The following is a 17,293-nucleotide window of genomic DNA, read 5'->3' as shown; positions in this document are numbered from 1 at the left end:
GTGTACAGATGCAAGGCAACAAACAGAGCGTGTTGGCACAACGGCTGCGAGCCCTGCGCCAGGCGCGGGATTGGACACTGAAGCAGGCGGCGCAAGCCACCGGCGTGTCCGCGTCCACGCTCTCGAAAATCGAGAACAGCCTGCTGTCGCCCACCTATGACAACCTGATCAAGATCGCCGCCGGGCTGGACCTGGACGTGGCCGAACTGTTCACCGCGTCCGACGCCCACATGGGCACCGGCCGCCGCAGCCTCTCGCGCCAGGGCGAAGGCCGCCAGTACGAAACCCCGTACTACGACCACCGCCTGCTCTGCACCGCGCTGTCGCACAAGCGCATGATGCCGTTCCACACCCGGGTCAAGGCCCGCAAGTTCGACGAATTCCAGGACTGGAGCCGCCATCACGGCGAAGAATTCGTCTACGTGCTGGAAGGCGAGGTCGAGCTCTACACCGAGTTCTACGAACCGGCCCGCCTGAAGGCCGGCGAAAGCTTCTACATCGACAGCCGCATGGGCCACCGGGTCATCAGCCTGAGCAAGAATGACGCCCTGGTGCTGTGGGTGTCCACGCACGCGGATATTGGCGAGGAATAGGGGCGGCGCACTTTCAGAATATTCCAATGGCTGGCCCCCCCCGGCCGGCCTATGCTGCCTTTCGATTTGTCCCGGCCTCGGGGCAAGATAGAAAGGAATTCTCGATGAAGTTCAATGCCAAACCGGATGACAGGCCACCGGTTGCCGCGGAAACGCTGAAGCTCTGCTATCGCATGACGCGCAGACTCTTGCTGATGTTTTTGCTTATTCTCGTGGTGATATTCGGCGTTCTTTACGCCACGCGCTTCGCCCCGCTGCCAGCGCTGTTCTCTTACCAATGGCTGCCAGGGCTGGATGTGGGCGGCACCTTGCTCGGGGCTGCGGTGTTGGGGGTGATCCTGTACGGGAAATGGTATGCCCGGCGGGTGGGCAATTTGCTGGGCGAGCCGTACGTAAGCATGACGATGGCCCTCTACCATATTGGCATGGCTGCGCTACGCTCTGGCTACCGCGGGGGCCTGATCACCCCGCTGCGCAAACGCCGGGCGCGATAGCCCGGGGCGGCATTTCCCGCATGGCTGCAGCGATCCGCCCACGGCAGGCCCCGCAACAGGGTAAAATGCGGCGCTCTTCGGAGATCATCACCACACCGCGCGGCAGTAGCTCAGCTGGATAGAGCACGGGCCTTCTAAGCCCGGGGTCGGGGGTTCGAGCCCCTCCTGCCGCGCCATTAAACCCAATGAATTCAACGGTTTACGGCCATTCTTGATTCGGCCGTGGCATTGGCCCGTTGCGACGATCCTGCGGCTGAAACCCCGGCGGCGGGTCGCCAGCGACCGTCAAGCCCATCTGCGCTTGTGGATCAGGACCCCAGGGATCCGTGCCGATCAGGATGTGGCGCCTGCGAACCGTGAAAGCCCATGTCTGCCCCCTGCTTGCGCAGATGCACGGTGTCACCCACCGCGGGGTGCGGCACGTCCTGAGGTCAGTGCACGTCAGAGAACATCTGTGTCGGCATCTTGATGTCGAGCAACGTTTTCAAGGTCGATTCCTTCTCAGACAGTGTGTTGTGTGAGAGCGCAAATCATAGCGAACCGGAATCTGTCACCTCGGCGTCGCTTCGGACGCGTCGAACCCGCGGCGGAATGAAACTTGCTGATGCCGTCGGCGGTGCTTTCCGCTCTGGAAACAGGAATGCATGCTGTCGCGCCAACCGCCGCCTGCGGGCACGAAACTTCGCAGAGCCCCTCTCATTGGCGGGAAGTCGAAACGCCATCCGGGCCGCCAGTGCGGAACACGCATTGACGCGCAGGGCGGCCTGTTTCAATGAATGGCATGCCCCGCCACATTGATGGAGAGAACGCATGATCGACCTTTCTGAGATTTTCGCGCTTCAGGCAGGCTTCGCTGAGATGTTTGTGCGGGGGAGCACGATGTATTGGGTTCTCTATGCGCTGCTGCGCGTGTCGGGTAGGCGTGATCTGGGCTCGCTGGGCGTGGCGGACATGCTCGTGCTGGTGCTCGTGGCCGATGCCGCGGGCAACGCGATGTCGGGCGACTCGTATTCCCTCGGTGACGGGATCATCGTGGTCACGACGATCGTGGGTTGGAGCTATCTGCTTGACCGTCTGAGCTACCACGTGCCGGCGCTTCGAAAAGTACTTGAGCCGCAGCGCGTATGCCTTGTGCGTGACGGCCGACTGATGGTGTCGGGTTTGCGGCGTGAGCACATCACTCGGGGCGAGCTCATGGAGCAATTGCGCTTGAAAGGGGTCGACCACCTGTCGTGCGTCAAGCGTGCCTACCTGGAATCCACCGGCGAATTCAGCGTCATCGCGACTGAGGAAGGGCGAAAGGGCGGGCTCCATGCGGAATAGGGCTTCGCACGATGACTGGCCCGGGACGCGCTGGCGAGATGTCGGGGAGTCGATTCGTGTCTCCTACAATCAACACTCTCGGACGACCTGCATGGCCACGGATGAGCATCAACAGTCGATTGAAGGGGTGGGCAACGCGCATCAAGCGTGACGCAGTCACGCTCTGGTTCGCAGGGAAGAACCCGCGAACGCCCTGGTACGCCAAGGCCCTCGGGCTGTTGGTCGTGGCCTATGCCCTCAGCCCGATAGACCTGATCCCGGATTTCATTCCAGTGCTCGGCTACCTGGATGATGTGCTGTTGCTTCCCATTCTGATCGGGTTGGCCATCAAGTTGCTCCCTGCGCCAGTGCTTGCCGAATGCCGTGCACAGGCGGACGAATGGATGCGGGTCAAGGGATCCAAGCCCAGCAGTCGTCTGGGCGCCACGCTGGTCGTGGTCATCTGGATCGCAATGGCAGTGGCCGCATGGCTGTGGCTGCGATCCCGGCTGTAGCCGGGATCGCGTGCCGCGACGATGTTCGAGAAGGCGAAGGGCCGCCTGTCCCGTCAATCGAAGACGTCAAACAGCACGTCCGCGACAATCGCCGTGGCAACGGCCACCAGTATCAGGTCTGAACCGGCGACTCTCCACTCGTAGCCCGGATAGGCAGGCAGACGCGCCAGCATCGGGCCAGGCACCATCTTTTTTGCGATTCCCGGGGGCAGGGGCTTGCCGCGCGCCAGGTTCTTGCGAATTCCCGGCGGCAATGAACTGTAGCCGGACAGTCCATATTCACTGGCGTAGCTTCTGGCCGTCGAGAGGGTGATGCCGGCGTGGCGAAGCGTCACGTCGACGTCATTGGCATTCTTGCCGCCGCCTTTGGAGGAACCGCCATTTCCGCCATTGCCCTTGTTGGAATTGTTGCCTTTGCCCGAGCCGTTGCCGTTGTTCTTGTTCCCCTGGCCCTGTCCGGCATTGTCCGGCTTGCCCTTTCCTTCCGGCGGGGCGGCCAGGACGTTGCCAGCCAGGAACATACAGCAGAGGGCTGCGGTGACGAATTGTTTGGTTCTGGGGGCGCTCATGGTGGGCTCCTGGAGGAGAAAAGCGGGAGTGAGTCGATTCTAGGATGGGGCGCGTCTCTGGGCGCACCGTCGCACTGATATAGATGTAAGCAGGTTTGAACCCGGCATTCTGCATTTTCAGAAAGTTCCAATAGGCTCGACCCGGTACGGCACCTAAGCTGCGAATCCTGCGGCCGACCCTTGCCTGGACGAAGGAAGACGCCGCAGACGTGGGCGCCGCCCGTCGGTGCGCCCTTTCTTGCTGTTGAACCCTCTACCTATAGGCATCAAGCCATGAAGCAGTTTTCCCTCAAGTCGGATCTGACGGTGGGCGATATCATCGGCCACGGCATCATCTGGATCTTGCTGAGCGTGGTGACGTTGGGCCTCGCCCTGTTCGTTTTTCCGTATTACATGCAGCGCTTCATCATCAGCCGCACGTCCGTTGTGGATGACCAGGGCAAGCGGGTGGGGCGTCTGCAGTGCACCATCGATCTGGCCAGCATCATTGGCAACATCGTCATCTGGGCGATCATTTCGATCGTGACGCTGGGCATCGGCTACTTCATCTTCCTGTACAAGATCCATGCGCATTGCATGAACCACACCCGTATCGTGGACGTCACGATCTGAGCGGTGGGCAACCCCACTGATTGGCCGCCTTCGAGGCGGCCTTTTGTTTGCGTCACGCCAGGGGCTACCAGCGTGGCAGGGTGACCATGAAGAGCAGGGTGGCGGTCAGGACGCCGGTCACGCCGCAGATGAAATAGATTGCCGCGAAGCGCCTGGCCGAGTTGGGGTCGCGGCCGTGCGTGCGCTTGAACAGCCCATGACGGACATGCCAGTAGGGAATCGGCAGCGCCAGGGCCGTCATGGCCAGCACCAGCCAGACCGACGAGGGGCAGATACCCAGGTAGCACACCAGGCGGCGGCAGGACCGCAGCCAGATCAGGTGCGCGGTCAGTTCACAGGCCAGCGTGACCAGGAAATAGAAGAATAGCCAGTGCCAGGGGCGAGCCCTGGGCTGCGAATGTAGTCGCATGGAGGTGAACGACGAGAGGATTGCGGGTGGGGGGATGCCAGCATCCAGGCCGCATGCCTGTCGTTGAACGAAAGGGAGCCCGGGCAAGCTTGCCTAGCTTGCGCCATGAGAGAGAATTCGGGTATTGGAACTTTCTGAATTTTGCGGGGCGCAAAACCCGTCAGAGCAGCCGCAGGTCGCGCAGGGCGGCATGCAGCTCGGAGTCGTTCTTGACGCCCAGTTTGCGCATGGCCGATACCTTGTGCGCGCTGGCGGTCTGCACCGTGCGGTTGACCTTGTTGGCGACTTCGGTCATGGACATGCCGGCGGCGAACAGGCGCAGCACTTCCAGCTCGCGTCCACTGAGGGCGCCGCCCGCCACGGCGTGGCGGCTTTCATCCAGCAGCGATTGCATGGTGGGCGAGCGGTAGGTCAGGCCGCCCCGCAGGCTTTGCAGCGCGATGGAAATATGGTTCAAGGGGTCGCGCTTGCTGACCAGCGCCGCGACGCCGCTGCTCATGATGACGCGGATCACGGCGGCATTGTCCAGCATGGTCAGCACGATGATCTTCAGGTCGGGATATTGCCGCTGGATCTGACGCAGCAGCGACAGGCCGTCGGCGGAGTCTTCCCGGGGCAGGGAGTAGTCGGCGATCAGGACGTCACACGGGGTGCTGGCCAGCAGGTCCCGAAGTTCGGCAATGGTCGACGCACGCCCCACCAGCCGGGTGTCGGGCAGGTCGTTGACGAGCTGCTCGATCCCGGCAAGGATGAGAGGGTGATCGTCGATGGCAATGACTCGCATGGTGTGCTCGCCTTTCAGGGTGCGTTGTCCAAGGTCATTATGCCGGCCGCTGCGTCGGCGTTGGTCTCTTTTTTCATGCGGGCCATGACCTGGCGGCATTCGGCGATGAAAGCGATTCCGATGGCCTCGCGTGCGGTCGCGTCGGCCGGACGGATGGCGCTCGAGAACGCGGCGACACAATCGATCAGGCCCGGATGCTGGACGGCATGGGTGGAGCCGCGGGCGCGATGGATCCAGTCATGCAACCTGCCATCGTCGTGCAGGGGCAGCAGATGGGCCAGGTCGTCCAGGTCCTGGTCGAACAGTTCCAGGAAGGTGGCGACGAACTGGCGCGCCTTGTCGTGGGTGCCGAACACGGTCACGAGGTTGTCGAGGTATTCGCTGGGCGGTGTCACGTCTGGGGCAGCCACGACAGGGGTGGGCGCGGTGAGCGGTTCGTTGGAAGGTGCGTTGGCCGCCGTCGGCGACTTCAGCAGCGCGGCACGCAGGGTGTCGAGTTCCACGGGCTTGACCAGCAGGCCCAGCATGCCGGATTCCAGGCAGCGGCGATAGGCGGTGGACGTCCCGTCCGCTGAATAGCCGATGACCGGTGGCTTGGGAACCCCCCAGGCCGCTGCGCCCGCCGTGATTTCCCGGGACAGCGTGTAGCCGTCCATGCCCGGCATGGTGCAGTCGGTGATGACGGCGGCAATGCCGCCCGCGCCATGGTCGTTCTTCCAGTCGTGGTGCAGGGCTTCCAGCGCCTGCGGCCCGGACGAGGCCGAGATCACCTGCATGCCCAGCAGGCGCAGCTGGGTTTCCAGCAGCATGCGGTTGGACGGGTGGTCATCGACAATGAGCACCGTGCTGGTGGCGGGCAGGCTCAAGGCCGGGAATTGTTCGGAGGTGCCCGTTTCGGATTCGATGGGCGCAGTCCAGGTGCTGCCATAGCGCATCGGCAAGGTCACCGTGACGGTGGTGCCGCTCCCTTCGATGCTTTGCAGGGCGATTTCCCCGCCGAAAAGCGCTGCCAGCTTCTTGCTGATGGCCAGCCCCATGCCGGTGCCGCCGTAGCGTTCGTAGGTGCCGGCGGTGGCCTGCTGGAAGGGGCTGAACAGGTGCGGCAGGACGTCGGCCGGAATGCCGATGCCGGTGTCTTGCACCGCGATGCGCACGACGCATCGGTCCTTGTCCTGGCGGACGATGCCGGCCGTGACGGTGACGCTGCCTTGATGGGTGAATTTCAGGGCGTTGGCCACCAGATTGTTGACGACCTGGCGCAGGCGGCCCGCATCGAACACCAGGTCGGCCGGAACGCCGGGTTCGACCCGGGCGGTCAGGCTGATGCGCTTGGCCTCGGCCGACCGGTTGAACGCCATGACCCAGCGAGGCAGTGCCTCGTTCAGGTCGCCCGCCGAGTAGTGCAGCGTCAGTTCGCCGGCCTCGATCTTGGAGTAATGCAGGATATCGTTGAGCAGCAAAAGCAGGGCGGTGGCCGAGTCGTAGGCCAGCGCGGCCTGCTGTTGGGCCGGCGGCGAGACTTCGCCCGCCTTGCCTTCCTTGAGCAGTTCCAGCGCGCCGACCACGATATTCATCGGGGTGCGGATTTCGTGGCTGATGGTGGCCAGGAACAGGGTCTTGGCACGATTGGCGGCGTCGGCATGCTGGATGGCCAATTGCAGCGAGCGTTCGGTGGCCTTGAGTTCGGTCAGGTCGACCCAGCCGCCCAGCAAGGCCTGCAGCTCGCCGCGGGGACCGAGCAGCGGCACGACCCAATGCTGGCCCGTCAATTCCCGGCCGCCCAGCGTCAGCGTCATTTCGGCGAAGTACGGCTGGTGCGTGGCCTTGACCTCGTCGTAGGCGCGGCGGATCTTCTGGCGGCTGTCGTCGTCGAGGGTGGCGATGCCCTCCAGGGTCAGGTGCATGTCCACCAGCGGGTCTTCGACCAGTTTTTCGAAGGCCTCGTTGCAGGCGATCATGATGCCGTCCGGATCCCAGACGTACATGGGGTTGGGGTTGGCGTCCAGCATCTGGCGCTTGAGCGTCAGGCGCTCTTGCATCAGACGGTCGTTGCGGCGCCGGTTCAGGAAGCGCACCAGCAGGAAGATCAACCATGCGGCCAGCAGCACGCTGGCGATGCTGCCGGCGATGATCAGGCCCCGGATCAGGGGCCCGCGGGCGGCCCAGCGGAATTCGAGCTGTTCGGAATATTGCCATTGGGCAATGGTGAATTCCATCTGCTCATCGGTGATGGCATTGAGGACCTTGTCGATGATCGAGGCCAGCAACGGATTGCGGTCGGACACCGGGTAGACAAACGGCACCATGTCCGGCCTGCCGATGCCGGTGATCTGCAGCTGGCCTTGATAGAAACGGGCGATCAGGTATTCGGCGGACGGATACAGCAGGGGCGTGGCGTCGGCCTCGCCGGTGGCGACGGCATTGAGCGCGGCCAGGCCGGTGGACACTTCGACGATGGCCGGCAATTTGCCCGGGCTGGCCGCCTGCAGCATGGCCTTGACGGGGGAGGCGCCGACCAGCGCCACGCGCAGGGGTTCGAGGTCGGCGATGGTCTTGGGGTGTGGCCCGTCGATGCGGGATATCAGCGCATAGGTGCTGTGCAGGACCGGCTGGGTAAGCAGCATGCCTGCGAAGTCCGCGTAATTGCCCTGCATGGTGCTGGCCATGTCGGCCTGGCCGCTGCGCACGGCCTGGATCTGGTCCAGTGCCGAGTCGTAGAACTCGGCCGTGAACTGCAGCCCGGTCTGGGCCGTGACCAGGTCCAGCACCGATGCGGAAATGCCGGCGGAACGACCAAAGCTGTCGCGGAACGTGAACGGCACGACCAGCGACGAAGTCGCCACCGTGACCTTGGGGTGGTCCTTGATCCATTGCAGTTCGGCCTCGGTGAACGGCACCTTGCCGTCCAGGCGGCCTTGTTCGGCCTGCACCCAGCGCCGTTGCAAGGTGTTGTGCACGCGCTCGGGGAAGGAGGCCAGCGCCTCATTGAAACTGCGCAGCAGGGCGGCGCGTTGCGGGTTGAAGACAAAGGCGTACTGGGTGCGCAGGCCGGTCGTGGACGGGCGCGCTTTCAGCATGTAGAACAGGATGGCGTTGTTGTAGGCCGAGATCGAGACCGTATCGCCCAGGAAAGCCACGTCTTTGTGGGTGGCAACCCGCTCCAGGCCTTCGTAATAGCTGTCCACCCCGTGCAGGGCGGTATCGGGAATGAGGCGGGCGACCGCGTCGGTGTCGAGTTCGCTGCGCAGGTAGCCCAGCGTGCCCGTGCCGAGCGAGCTGCCGTTGCGCACTTCAGAGCGCGTGATGACGATGGCCGCGGCACTGAAGATAGGCGTGGACCGCGGGAAGCGCGCTGGCGGCAGCACGGCGTCCGCGCCGACGGCGGCGTCGATTTCGCCTGCTTGCAGGGCGGCGGACAGGGCATCGATGCTGTCATAGAAGCGCACCCCGATCGACAGGTTCCTGGCGCGGCCGATGATGTCCAGGTAGTCGGCCGCCAGGCCGCGGGCGTGGCCGTTGCGGTCGCTGCGCGAGAGCATGGGCGCCATGCCGTCCATCACCCCGACGACGATATGGTCAGAGGGGGCGGTGGCCGGCTGGTCGCTGGAACCGGGCAGGACGACGCTGCTGGCTTCGGGGGAGGCGTCCAGGGGGGACGGGGAGGCGCTCGAATCGGCGGCCGCCTGGGAGGCGCCGCAGGCAATTGCCAGGGTCAGGACGAGCGCGGTCGCGCGCAGCACCCTCCCAAAGGTGGAGACAAACAGGGTAGGCACAGTGCCGAATCCTTCATTCCGGGTAGGCTTCGAGCGTCAAAGCGGATGGTTACAGTTTAGCTGCATAGTGAGGGGGGAGGTAAGGCGTGTTCGGCCGTCGGCAGCATGCCGCGGGCCCGGCAGAACGAGAGAAGCTGCCATTCCGGCATGGGAGCGCCGTACAGATAGCCTTGCTCGCGATCGCAGCCGAGTTCGCGGATGACCTTGCTGTGGGCCTCGGTTTCCACGCCCTCCGCCACGGTATGCATGCCCAGCCGGTGGGCCAGGCCGATCATCGATTCGACGATGGCGCGCTGGTGCGGATGGTTCGACAGGCCTTCAAGGAACGACCGGTCGATTTTCAGTTCGGTGAAGGGAATGTCGCGCAAGCGTGCCATCGACGAGTAGCCGATGCCGAAGTCGTCGATCGCCAGGCCGAATCCGGCCATGCGCAACTCGGCCAGGTTCTCGAACAGCGAGCCTTCCGCGGCGCTGTCGTTCAGTGTTTCCGTCAGCTCGAAGACCACGCTTTCGCGTCGGACGCCGCTGGCATCGGCAAGGGTGATGAGCGACTGCACCACGCTGTGCCGAGCCATCGCGGCGCTGCTGAGATTGATGGATACCGAGACGGCCAGCCCGCCTTCCAGCCAGTGTTGCTGGGCCGCCAGGGACTGGCGCATCATGCTGGCGGCCAGCTGGCCATCGAGGTTGCGTGCGGTGATGGTCGGCATGAAGGCGCTGGGGGAGAGGATGCCGTGCAGCGGCTCGTACCAGCGCGCCAGCGCTTCCACGCCCAGGATCCGCCCCGTGCGGCAGCAGATCTGTGGCTGGAACCACGGCTGTATCCGCCCGTCCTGCAGGGCTTCCAGCGCGGCGCGTTCGGTGACGGGAAAGCCCCTGCCGGCGGGCGGCGCGCTGGGATAGGCGTGAGCGTGGCGGCCGCTGCCAGTCAGGATCTGCCGCAGCGCGTCGACGGCCAGGGGCTTTTCGATAAGGCCGATCACCTCGACCGACGAGCTGCGCGCGACCAGCTCGGCAGACCGCAGGAAGCGAGGGTCCAGCGTGGTCGTGAAGATGACTTGGGGCGGCGAGTTCAAGGTCGCCAGTTCGCGCACCAGCGAGATGCCGTCCATGCCGGGCAGGCGCAGGTCGCACAGCAGCACGTCCCAGCGTTGGGCGCGCAGGCGCCGCAAGGCGTCCTGTGCGTCGCTGACCACTCCAAAGGCGGCGAGATCGCAGCGCGACAGCGCCGCAGACGCATAGCGGGCCTGAATGGGGTCATCTTCCAGTACCAGCACTCGAAGGGTCATGTGCTTTCCTATATTAGGGGCAAGACGGGCTGGACCATTCGGTGGCGCCAGCGGCGGCAAGGGCGCTTTGTCGGCGCGGTTGGAGAAGGCGGAGCAGGTCTGGCGGCGATCGGGTGACGAGGGCGCAACCGGCGAAGGCGCCGCCAGGGGGCTTGAAATCGGGTGAATTCTGCCCTGCAAGGGGGAACCTGGGCATTGGAAGTTTCTGAATTTTGTTACAGGAGTGCGGATTTGAAATTTGAGGTGCCCATTTCGCAGCAATTTTCAGAAAGTTCCAATTTTCAGAAGTCTTGGTGCTGGGCAACATGGGCGGATTCGCCGTATCCGGCACGTAAGAAAGGAACTCCCGCATGGAAAGAATCTCCCCCGTCGGCCGGCTTGTGGTCATCGCCGGCGGTGCGCTGTTGCTGTCGGCAGCGTTCAGTGACGTTGGCGCGCAGGCTGGTCCTTTGACCGGCTGCGCCGCCAAGACGTATCAGATCGAGCAGGAACTTGACGCCGCACAGCGTGCCCGGGCAGACAGTGCCCGCATTGCCGGGTTGCGCATTGCGCTGGTCCAAAGCCGGCAATGCGACGACAAGGCGCTGGCCCGCGAGCGAGCCGCCAAGGTCGAGGAAAAGCAGGGCAAGGTCAAGGAACGCCAGGCCATCCTGGATCGTGAACTGCGCGACGGCGATGGCAATCGCATCAGCCGGGCCAAGCAGAAACTGGACAAGGCCCAGCGGGAACTGCGCGCGGCCGAGCAAGAGCAGCACAGCTGATTCGCCGGGTCTCGTGCCGGCCGAGGGCCGGTCCGGTGCGAGGCCTTTTCATGGCGCGCCCTTGCCAAGCAGGGCGCGCCTTTTTTTATGCTGCGGGTTTGGGTTCGAGGCGGGCGCGGCCGCGGCGTTTGGGCAAATGATGCAGTGGCATGGGGGCGCCCGGTCGGTAAACCGGGGCGTGCCAGACGACGGACCATTTGATCTGCAGCCGCGTTTCGATGAACGGGGCGGTCCATTCGCAAAGCGGCACCATGCCGTTTTCGATGAGGATGTAGGTGATCAAGGTGAGATCGAGCCGGTTGGCGACTTCGGCCCGGCTCAGGCTGTTGGTTTCGCGCCAGGCGCGCAGCGCCGACCAGCCGTGTTCGCGCATGAGCATCAATACGCTTGGAGGAGGGAGCTTGTCCAGCAAGGCGGCCGGGCGGAACAGGGATTCCTCGGCGACTTCACTGAGTAGAGGTTCATTCATGTGGGGGGCGTCTGTGGATGCGATTTGAGAATGCATCACACAGTGTGAGAGCCAGCGGCAGCCCGCACCATTGGAAGATTCTAATTATGGTGGCGCGGCGCAAAGCGCGTATGCTGGTCACCGGTGTGCCGCGCAGCGTGTTGCTGCGTCGGTGCCACCCAGGAGCCATCATGGAAAAGAAAGACACCCCCCCGGAACAGAAAGACAAGCCGGCCACGCAGAAAAAGCCGGATGTTCCTGCCGCCGCCAAAGGGTGGCCGGCACCGAAGAACACGTTTGCGCCCAAGCAGCGGGCCATGGATCGCAAGCCGGGCAGCCGCGGATCGGCTCGCGGCCGCTGATCGAACCGCCCCTGATGTCATCGGCGACGGGCTGACTCAAGTGCGCTGGCGCGGCGTCAAGCCGTGGCGGTGGCCGGCTGGCCGCGGCCCATGGCGCGGCGGTAGGCATCAAGGGTGTGGGCCATCTGGCTGGCCAGGCGGAAATGCGCTTCGGCGTGGTCGCGGGCGCGGGCCACGGTGGCGGCGACCTGGCCGGGATCTTCGCGCATGCCCAGGATGTGGTCGGCAAACCCGGCAACGTCGCCGGGTTCGGCCAGCCAGCCGGTAACCCCGGGCCGCACGATTTCAGGCAGCCCGCCGACATTGCTGGCCACGACGGGGCAGCGCGCGGCAAATGCTTCCGGCACCACGCGCGACCAGGCCTCGGTGGCCGAAGGCACCAGCAGCACGTCGGACGCGTGCATCATGTCCGCCACGTCGATCCGGTGGCCCGCAAACACGACGTGGTCAGCGATACCCAACTGCACCGCCAGCGCGCGCAATTGCTGTGCGTAGGGCTGGGTATCGACGGTGGGCATGCCGACCACCAGCGCAACGGCCGGCATCCCGTGGCGGCGCAGGCGCAGCACCACGCGCAGCAGGTCGGCCTGACGCTTTTCGGGGCGCAGCATGCCGATCGTGGAGACCACGTAGGCGCTTGCATCCACGTTCAACGCGCGCCGTGTGCGCTGTCGTACCCCTGGCTTGTCGACGATGCGAAAGAACGCTTCGCCCGCCCATTCCCCCACCACGCTGATGTGTTCGGGCCGTGCCAGCCGCGCGGCCAGCAACGCATCGCGGCCGGCGTCGCTGGTGGCGATGACATGGTCGCAGCCCAGCTTCCATTCGAGCCGGCGCCGCGGGCTGGTGGGCATGGGCTTGGCGAAGTGACGGGTGCGGACCACGGCGCACAGGTCGCGGCACAGCGCGGCCGTCTTGCCGTCGGCGCGGCTGTGGCTGTCGATGATGTCGACGCCCATCAGCTTGACGGTGCGGCGCAGCGAGAGAATGGCGCGGGGGGAATAGGGCGAACCGAAATCGATCGGCACGGTGGGGACGTCGCGGCGGTAGGCGGCCTCGCTGATGGCGCTGTCGGCGGGCGCGGCGATGGCCGCGGCGTGGCCGTGGCGGTTGAGCCATGCGGCCTGTTCCAAGGTACGGAACTCAAGTCCGCCCAGGCTTTTTTCGCCAAGAATATGCAGGATCCGCATGGGGTCACAGGGTTGGGAAGGGGGGAAAGGCCGGTGCCATCAGGCCCGGGCGGTCGGGGCGTGGGACAGGACGTGGGCGCAGGCGCGCAGCACGTCGTCGGGCGTGATCGAGTTGATGCCGGCGCGCGGCTCGCGGGGCACGACGTCCATGGCGCCGCGGCGGCGCCAGAACCATTCGGGGTTGGACTGGTTGAAGATGCCGACATACGGCACGCCGGCGGCTTGCGCCACGTGCGACGGGCCGCAATCGTTGGCCACCACCAGCCGCGCGCGCAGCATGATGGCGCTCAATTCCGACAGGGGACGACAGTAGGCGATCCGGATGTCGGCGCGGCGCATGGCATCGAGTTCGGCGCGTTCGCGGGCTTCCTGCTGACCCAGTACGAAGGTGTAGCGGATGTCTGCGCCCAGCAGCGGCTTGAGGCTGTCGGCCAGCCGCAGGTAATGGGCCAGGCTCCAGCGCTTGAAGGGCCCCGAACCGCCGCCCGGAATGAAGACGACGTCTGCGCCCAGCTCGGTCTGGCGATGGCGCCGGCCCAGTTCGGCAAAGCAGCGCCGTGCGGTCGCTTCGGCATCCAGCGGCCGGTACGCGGCGAGCAGGCGCAAGTTGGCCAGGCCGATGTATTCGCTTTCGTCCTTGCGATGGCAATGCGTCCAGACCAGGTCGCTGAGTCGGGCATTGCGAAAGCCCAGCCGGATGGCGGGCAGCCGCAGCAGGTTGAGCAGGCCGAAGCGTTCGCTGCTGTGGTGCAGGTTGACCGATACCTGGGTCTTCGCGGTCAGGCTGCGCACATAGTCCCGCAGGCAGCGGGCGCGCTGGAATTCGTCGACCCAGGGCAGGTCGCGGTAGATGTGGCCGACATCGTCGCGCGCGACCACCTTGACCTGTCTGCCGGGCCACCAGGCCTTGAGCTGGTAGAGCGTGGCAAAGGCGACGATCTGGTCGCCCAGCTGGGGTTGGCTTCTGACGTAGACGACGATGTCCGACACGCGCGATCTCTCCGAGGTAACCGATGCAATGGCTACGCAATCTACGGGAGCGGATCGATGAATGTTCTTCGATAGATTTAAAGAATGTGAAGATTCGGGCGGGGCGGCTGCAAAGAAAAAAATATGTCGGCAGGCAGGAGGCATGCGCCGATGCCCTGCGTTTGGGGTATCGTGGCCGCGTTCTTTGCTGACCGTACAAGGCGCCCGCATGACGCATCCGCTGTCGACCCCCGGCTACCGCAAGCTGCTTGACCTGCAGCGCCGCATCCACGAATTCACGCTTGACGCCTGCGCCGAGGACGACGTGGACATCCGTGCCCCGGACCTGCCGCTGTGGAGCCGGGCGTACCAGTATCTGTCCATCGCGCCCTTGCTCGGCGGCCTGCAGGTGGAATATTTCGGCGAATCGTGGGAAGAACCTTTTGCATGGACCCTGGCCTGCCTGGCCGACCAGGAAGTCGCCGATGCGATCGTGGCGCTGTCGTTCACGGGGCCTGACGAAGGCGCCAACGGCACGCGCGAATGGGAATTCACGCCGCTGCTGGACACCAGCGTGCGATTCCCGGGATTGAAGTCGCTGGCCATCCGCCCCAGCGGCCAGGCCGACCACAATGTCGTGCTGATCCAGCGGGCCGGCACCATCATGGAAGAGGCCGGCGACATCGCCCGGTTCGTGGCCAAGGCGCCGCACCTGACCCAGCTCACCGTGCCGAATGCACCGGATGCGTCTTTCTTTGCGGTGCCGTTGCCGTCCTTGCAGACGCTGGTGGTGGAAAGCGGATTCGACACGCAGGATTTCATCGAGAACCTGGCGTCCTCCACCAACCTGACGGCGTTGCGATCGCTGGATTTCACGGAATCGACGGAATTGCACTCGACGTGGGCCCAGGCGCGCGTCGCCGGTTGCATCACGCCGTTTTCGGCCTATGAGCAGTTGCTTCGCAGTGCCACCGGCGAGCGCTTGCGGGCGCTGTACCTGCGCAATACCTGCCTGAACCTGGAGCAGTTGCAGGCGCTGCAGGCACTGCGGCCCAAGCTGGGGCTCATGGTGGTGCAGTCGCCGCGCGGCGGCTACGTCAGCCACTTCCGCCAGGACGTATTTCCCTGGCGCCACCTGGTGCAGCCCGACCCCGGCGTGCGATAAGGCCTGCGCCAACGGCCGGCAGGCGCTGGCAAGGGGCAGCTGAGCCATACAAGATTCCTGATGTATGGACTTGATGGGAGTTTGTTGCCATACTGGTCGGTTGATATCACCCATACATTGCGACATTTTTCCGCGATAAAACTCATGCATGACGACAATATGTATGCATCCTGGCCGCTGAAGTTCGTGCGCGGCGCAGGGCCCCGCTACCGCCAGATCGCCGATTTCATCGACAGCGCGGTGGCCGACAACCGCATGCAGCCCGGCGACCGCCTGCCACCGCAGCGCGGCCTGGCCCAGCACCTGGGCGTGGACCTGACGACGGTGACGCGCGCCTACGCCGAAGCGGGCCAGCGCGGCTTGATCGAACCGCGCGGCCCCCTGGGCACCTTCATCGCGCGGCCTGCCGACGAGCCGCTGTTGCAGATGCTGGACCTGGGCATGAACATGCCGCCGTTGCCGCTGGGCTGCGATCTGCAGGACCTGCTGCGGCGTGGCCTGGCCAAGGCGATGGAACGCCACGACGTGGGCGTGATGATGACCTACCACCAGGCAGGCGGCGGGCAGGCCGAACGCGAGGCCGGCGCGCAGTGGCTGGCGCAGTCGGTGGGCCGGGTGGACCCGGACCGCGTACTGGTGTGCCCCGGCGCCCAGGCGGCGCTGGCCGCGGTGATGCTGGCCTATAGCCGGCCGGGCGACGGCATCGTGGCCGAACCGCTGGTGTACCCCGGTCTGCTGACGGCGGCCCAGCAACTGGGCCGCCGGATACTGGTGGCCGAGACGGACGCCGACGGCATGACGCCGGCCGGCCTGGAACGCGCCTGCCGCGACGGCGCCCGCCTGGTCTACCTGAACCCGACGTTGCAGAACCCCACGGCGCACACCATGAGCGCCGCGCGCCGCCGCGACCTGCTGCGTTCGGCCGCGGCCTGTGGCGTGCGCATCATCGAGGACGATCCCTATTCGCTGTTCCTGGACGATGCGCCGCCGGCGCTGGCCAGCCTGGCGCCTGCATCGGTGTTCCACATTGCCACGCTGGCCAAGACGCTGACCCCGGGGCTGCGCACGGCCTTCGTGCTGACGCCCGACCAGGACGGCCGCCGCAATGTGCTGGCGGCCATGCGGTCGTTCGCGGTCATGGCCGCGCCGCTGATGGGTGTGCTGACCACGCAATGGATCGCCAGCGGCATGGCACAGCAGATCCTGGATGGCGTGCGCGCCGAAGCCCACGCGCGCCAGCGCCTGGCGCGCCAACTGCTGCCGGGGCCGTTTCCGGCGGCGGCGGCGGGCATCCACCTGTGGCAGGCGCTGCCGGACCGCTGGACGGCGGCCGACCTGGAACGCGTGGCCCGCGATGAAGGCCTGAGCGTGACGTCGTCGGACGTGTTCCACCAGGGACCGGGTGCACCCAATGCCATCCGCATTTCGCTGGGCAGCATTCCCGACCGCCAGGAACTGGCGCAGGCGCTGGAGCACCTGGCCAGCCTGGTGCGACGCCGGCCACGCGGGCTGCGCGATGTGATCGTCTGATGTTCGAGACGTTCCATGCCTTGCAGGACTCGATGGTGGACTTCGCCAAGACCCACGCGAACTGGCTGGCGCCGATGGGCTTTGTCTTCGCCTTCCTGAAATCGCTGCCGCTGGTGGCGCTGGTGATACCCGGCACGGCGCTGCTGCTGTCGATCGGCGCCATCCTGGGGCTGGGCGATGCCAACTTCGTGGCGGTATGGCTGGCGATCTCGGTGGGCGCGGCGCTGGGCGACTGGGTGCAATTTGCCGCGGGCGTATGGTTTGGCCCCAGCCTGATGCGCAGCAAGCCGCTGCGCAAGCGCCCCGAGCTGCTGCATCGCAGTACCCTGTTCATCCAGAAATGGGGCGTGCTGAGCATCGTGCTGTGCCGCTTTTTCGGGCCGCTGCGCGCCACCGTGCCGATGATTGCCGGCATCTGCGGCATGCGGGCGGCGGCGTTTCAGGTGGCCAACTGGGCATCGGCGTTCTTGTGGGCGGCGGCGCTGCTGCTGCCCGGCTGGTGGGGAACGCGCACGTTCCTGTAGGCCG

18 protein-coding genes and 1 tRNA gene are annotated in these 17,293 nt (G+C 65.3%); 11 read left to right on the top strand and 8 right to left on the bottom strand.

Annotated elements, in window-relative coordinates:
* Positions 1-8: 8 nt before the first annotated feature.
* The 5 genes from ACUDP5_RS21550 to ACUDP5_RS21530 all read left to right on the top strand — a co-directional run bounded on the left by ACUDP5_RS21550 (position 9) and on the right by ACUDP5_RS21530 (position 2,904).
* Positions 9-593, top strand: a complete 585-nt coding sequence (locus tag ACUDP5_RS21550) for a helix-turn-helix domain-containing protein (protein WP_445657155.1) — start codon at positions 9-11, stop codon at positions 591-593.
* Between the two features lie 104 nt (positions 594-697).
* Entirely contained in the window at positions 698-1,087 is a 390-nt protein-coding gene (locus ACUDP5_RS21545; protein WP_445657154.1) for a hypothetical protein, read from the top strand.
* A 99-nt stretch (positions 1,088-1,186) separates the two neighbouring features.
* Positions 1,187-1,263, top strand: a tRNA-Arg gene (locus tag ACUDP5_RS21540).
* Positions 1,264-1,897: 634 nt separating this feature from the next.
* Complete coding sequence (locus ACUDP5_RS21535; protein ID WP_263912284.1) at positions 1,898-2,410, top strand: DUF421 domain-containing protein; 513 nt, start codon at positions 1,898-1,900, stop codon at positions 2,408-2,410.
* A gap of 101 nt (positions 2,411-2,511) precedes the next feature.
* Entirely contained in the window at positions 2,512-2,904 is a 393-nt protein-coding gene (locus tag ACUDP5_RS21530) for a YkvA family protein (RefSeq protein ID WP_263912283.1), read from the top strand.
* Between the two features lie 53 nt (positions 2,905-2,957).
* Here the strand turns inward: ACUDP5_RS21530 and ACUDP5_RS21525 are convergent, their stop codons facing one another.
* Positions 2,958-3,473, bottom strand: a complete 516-nt coding sequence (locus ACUDP5_RS21525; RefSeq protein ID WP_263912281.1) for an RcnB family protein — start codon at positions 3,471-3,473, stop codon at positions 2,958-2,960.
* A gap of 273 nt (positions 3,474-3,746) precedes the next feature.
* Here ACUDP5_RS21525 and ACUDP5_RS21520 point away from each other — a divergent pair, with 273 nt between their 5' ends.
* Complete coding sequence (locus tag ACUDP5_RS21520; protein WP_263912279.1) at positions 3,747-4,085, top strand: DUF6693 family protein; 339 nt, start codon at positions 3,747-3,749, stop codon at positions 4,083-4,085.
* Between the two features lie 64 nt (positions 4,086-4,149).
* Here ACUDP5_RS21520 and ACUDP5_RS21515 read toward each other — a convergent pair whose 3' ends face one another.
* From ACUDP5_RS21515 to ACUDP5_RS21500, 4 genes are all read right to left on the bottom strand, one after another.
* Positions 4,150-4,494 (bottom strand): hypothetical protein, encoded by a 345-nt coding sequence (locus ACUDP5_RS21515; RefSeq protein WP_263912278.1) that lies wholly within the window; start codon positions 4,492-4,494, stop codon positions 4,150-4,152.
* Positions 4,495-4,654: 160 nt separating this feature from the next.
* Positions 4,655-5,278: a response regulator transcription factor gene (locus tag ACUDP5_RS21510; protein WP_263912276.1), complete on the bottom strand. Its 624-nt coding sequence runs from the start codon at positions 5,276-5,278 to the stop codon at positions 4,655-4,657.
* Positions 5,279-5,292: 14 nt separating this feature from the next.
* On the bottom strand, positions 5,293-9,051 hold the full coding sequence (locus ACUDP5_RS21505; RefSeq protein WP_445657153.1) for an ATP-binding protein: 3,759 nt from the start codon (positions 9,049-9,051) through the stop codon (positions 5,293-5,295).
* A gap of 56 nt (positions 9,052-9,107) precedes the next feature.
* Positions 9,108-10,340 (bottom strand): EAL domain-containing response regulator, encoded by a 1,233-nt coding sequence (locus ACUDP5_RS21500; RefSeq protein WP_263912274.1) that lies wholly within the window; start codon positions 10,338-10,340, stop codon positions 9,108-9,110.
* A 350-nt stretch (positions 10,341-10,690) separates the two neighbouring features.
* Between ACUDP5_RS21500 and ACUDP5_RS21495 the strand changes: the two genes are divergently transcribed.
* Positions 10,691-11,101, top strand: a complete 411-nt coding sequence (locus ACUDP5_RS21495; RefSeq protein ID WP_263912273.1) for a DUF1090 domain-containing protein — start codon at positions 10,691-10,693, stop codon at positions 11,099-11,101.
* Between the two features lie 85 nt (positions 11,102-11,186).
* On the opposite strand, the gene ACUDP5_RS21490 is transcribed toward ACUDP5_RS21495, so the two are convergent.
* Positions 11,187-11,570 (bottom strand): hypothetical protein, encoded by a 384-nt coding sequence (locus ACUDP5_RS21490; protein WP_263912272.1) that lies wholly within the window; start codon positions 11,568-11,570, stop codon positions 11,187-11,189.
* A gap of 170 nt (positions 11,571-11,740) precedes the next feature.
* Between ACUDP5_RS21490 and ACUDP5_RS21485 the strand changes: the two genes are divergently transcribed.
* Complete coding sequence (locus ACUDP5_RS21485) at positions 11,741-11,911, top strand: hypothetical protein (RefSeq protein WP_263912271.1); 171 nt, start codon at positions 11,741-11,743, stop codon at positions 11,909-11,911.
* A 56-nt stretch (positions 11,912-11,967) separates the two neighbouring features.
* Here the strand turns inward: ACUDP5_RS21485 and ACUDP5_RS21480 are convergent, their stop codons facing one another.
* Positions 11,968-13,101: a glycosyltransferase family 4 protein gene (locus ACUDP5_RS21480; RefSeq protein ID WP_263912269.1), complete on the bottom strand. Its 1,134-nt coding sequence runs from the start codon at positions 13,099-13,101 to the stop codon at positions 11,968-11,970.
* 39 nt (positions 13,102-13,140) lie between these two features.
* Positions 13,141-14,091 (bottom strand): glycosyltransferase family 9 protein, encoded by a 951-nt coding sequence (locus ACUDP5_RS21475; protein ID WP_445657152.1) that lies wholly within the window; start codon positions 14,089-14,091, stop codon positions 13,141-13,143.
* A gap of 208 nt (positions 14,092-14,299) precedes the next feature.
* Between ACUDP5_RS21475 and ACUDP5_RS21470 the strand changes: the two genes are divergently transcribed.
* From ACUDP5_RS21470 to ACUDP5_RS21460, 3 genes are all read left to right on the top strand, one after another.
* Positions 14,300-15,235 carry a hypothetical protein gene (locus tag ACUDP5_RS21470; RefSeq protein ID WP_263912266.1) on the top strand — a complete coding sequence of 312 codons (936 nt, stop codon included), beginning with the start codon at positions 14,300-14,302 and terminating at the stop codon, positions 15,233-15,235.
* A gap of 144 nt (positions 15,236-15,379) precedes the next feature.
* Positions 15,380-16,765, top strand: a complete 1,386-nt coding sequence (locus tag ACUDP5_RS21465; protein ID WP_263912265.1) for a PLP-dependent aminotransferase family protein — start codon at positions 15,380-15,382, stop codon at positions 16,763-16,765.
* Positions 16,765-17,289 carry a DedA family protein gene (locus ACUDP5_RS21460; RefSeq protein WP_263912264.1) on the top strand — a complete coding sequence of 175 codons (525 nt, stop codon included), beginning with the start codon at positions 16,765-16,767 and terminating at the stop codon, positions 17,287-17,289. Before ACUDP5_RS21465 ends, ACUDP5_RS21460 begins: the two co-directional genes overlap by 1 nt.
* Positions 17,290-17,293: the final 4 nt, after the last annotated feature.

This window comes from Achromobacter sp. NCFB-sbj8-Ac1-l, from assembly GCF_052695805.1.
Note: the sequence above shows the minus strand (reverse complement) of the source record. Positions and strands in the feature narration are given on the sequence as shown.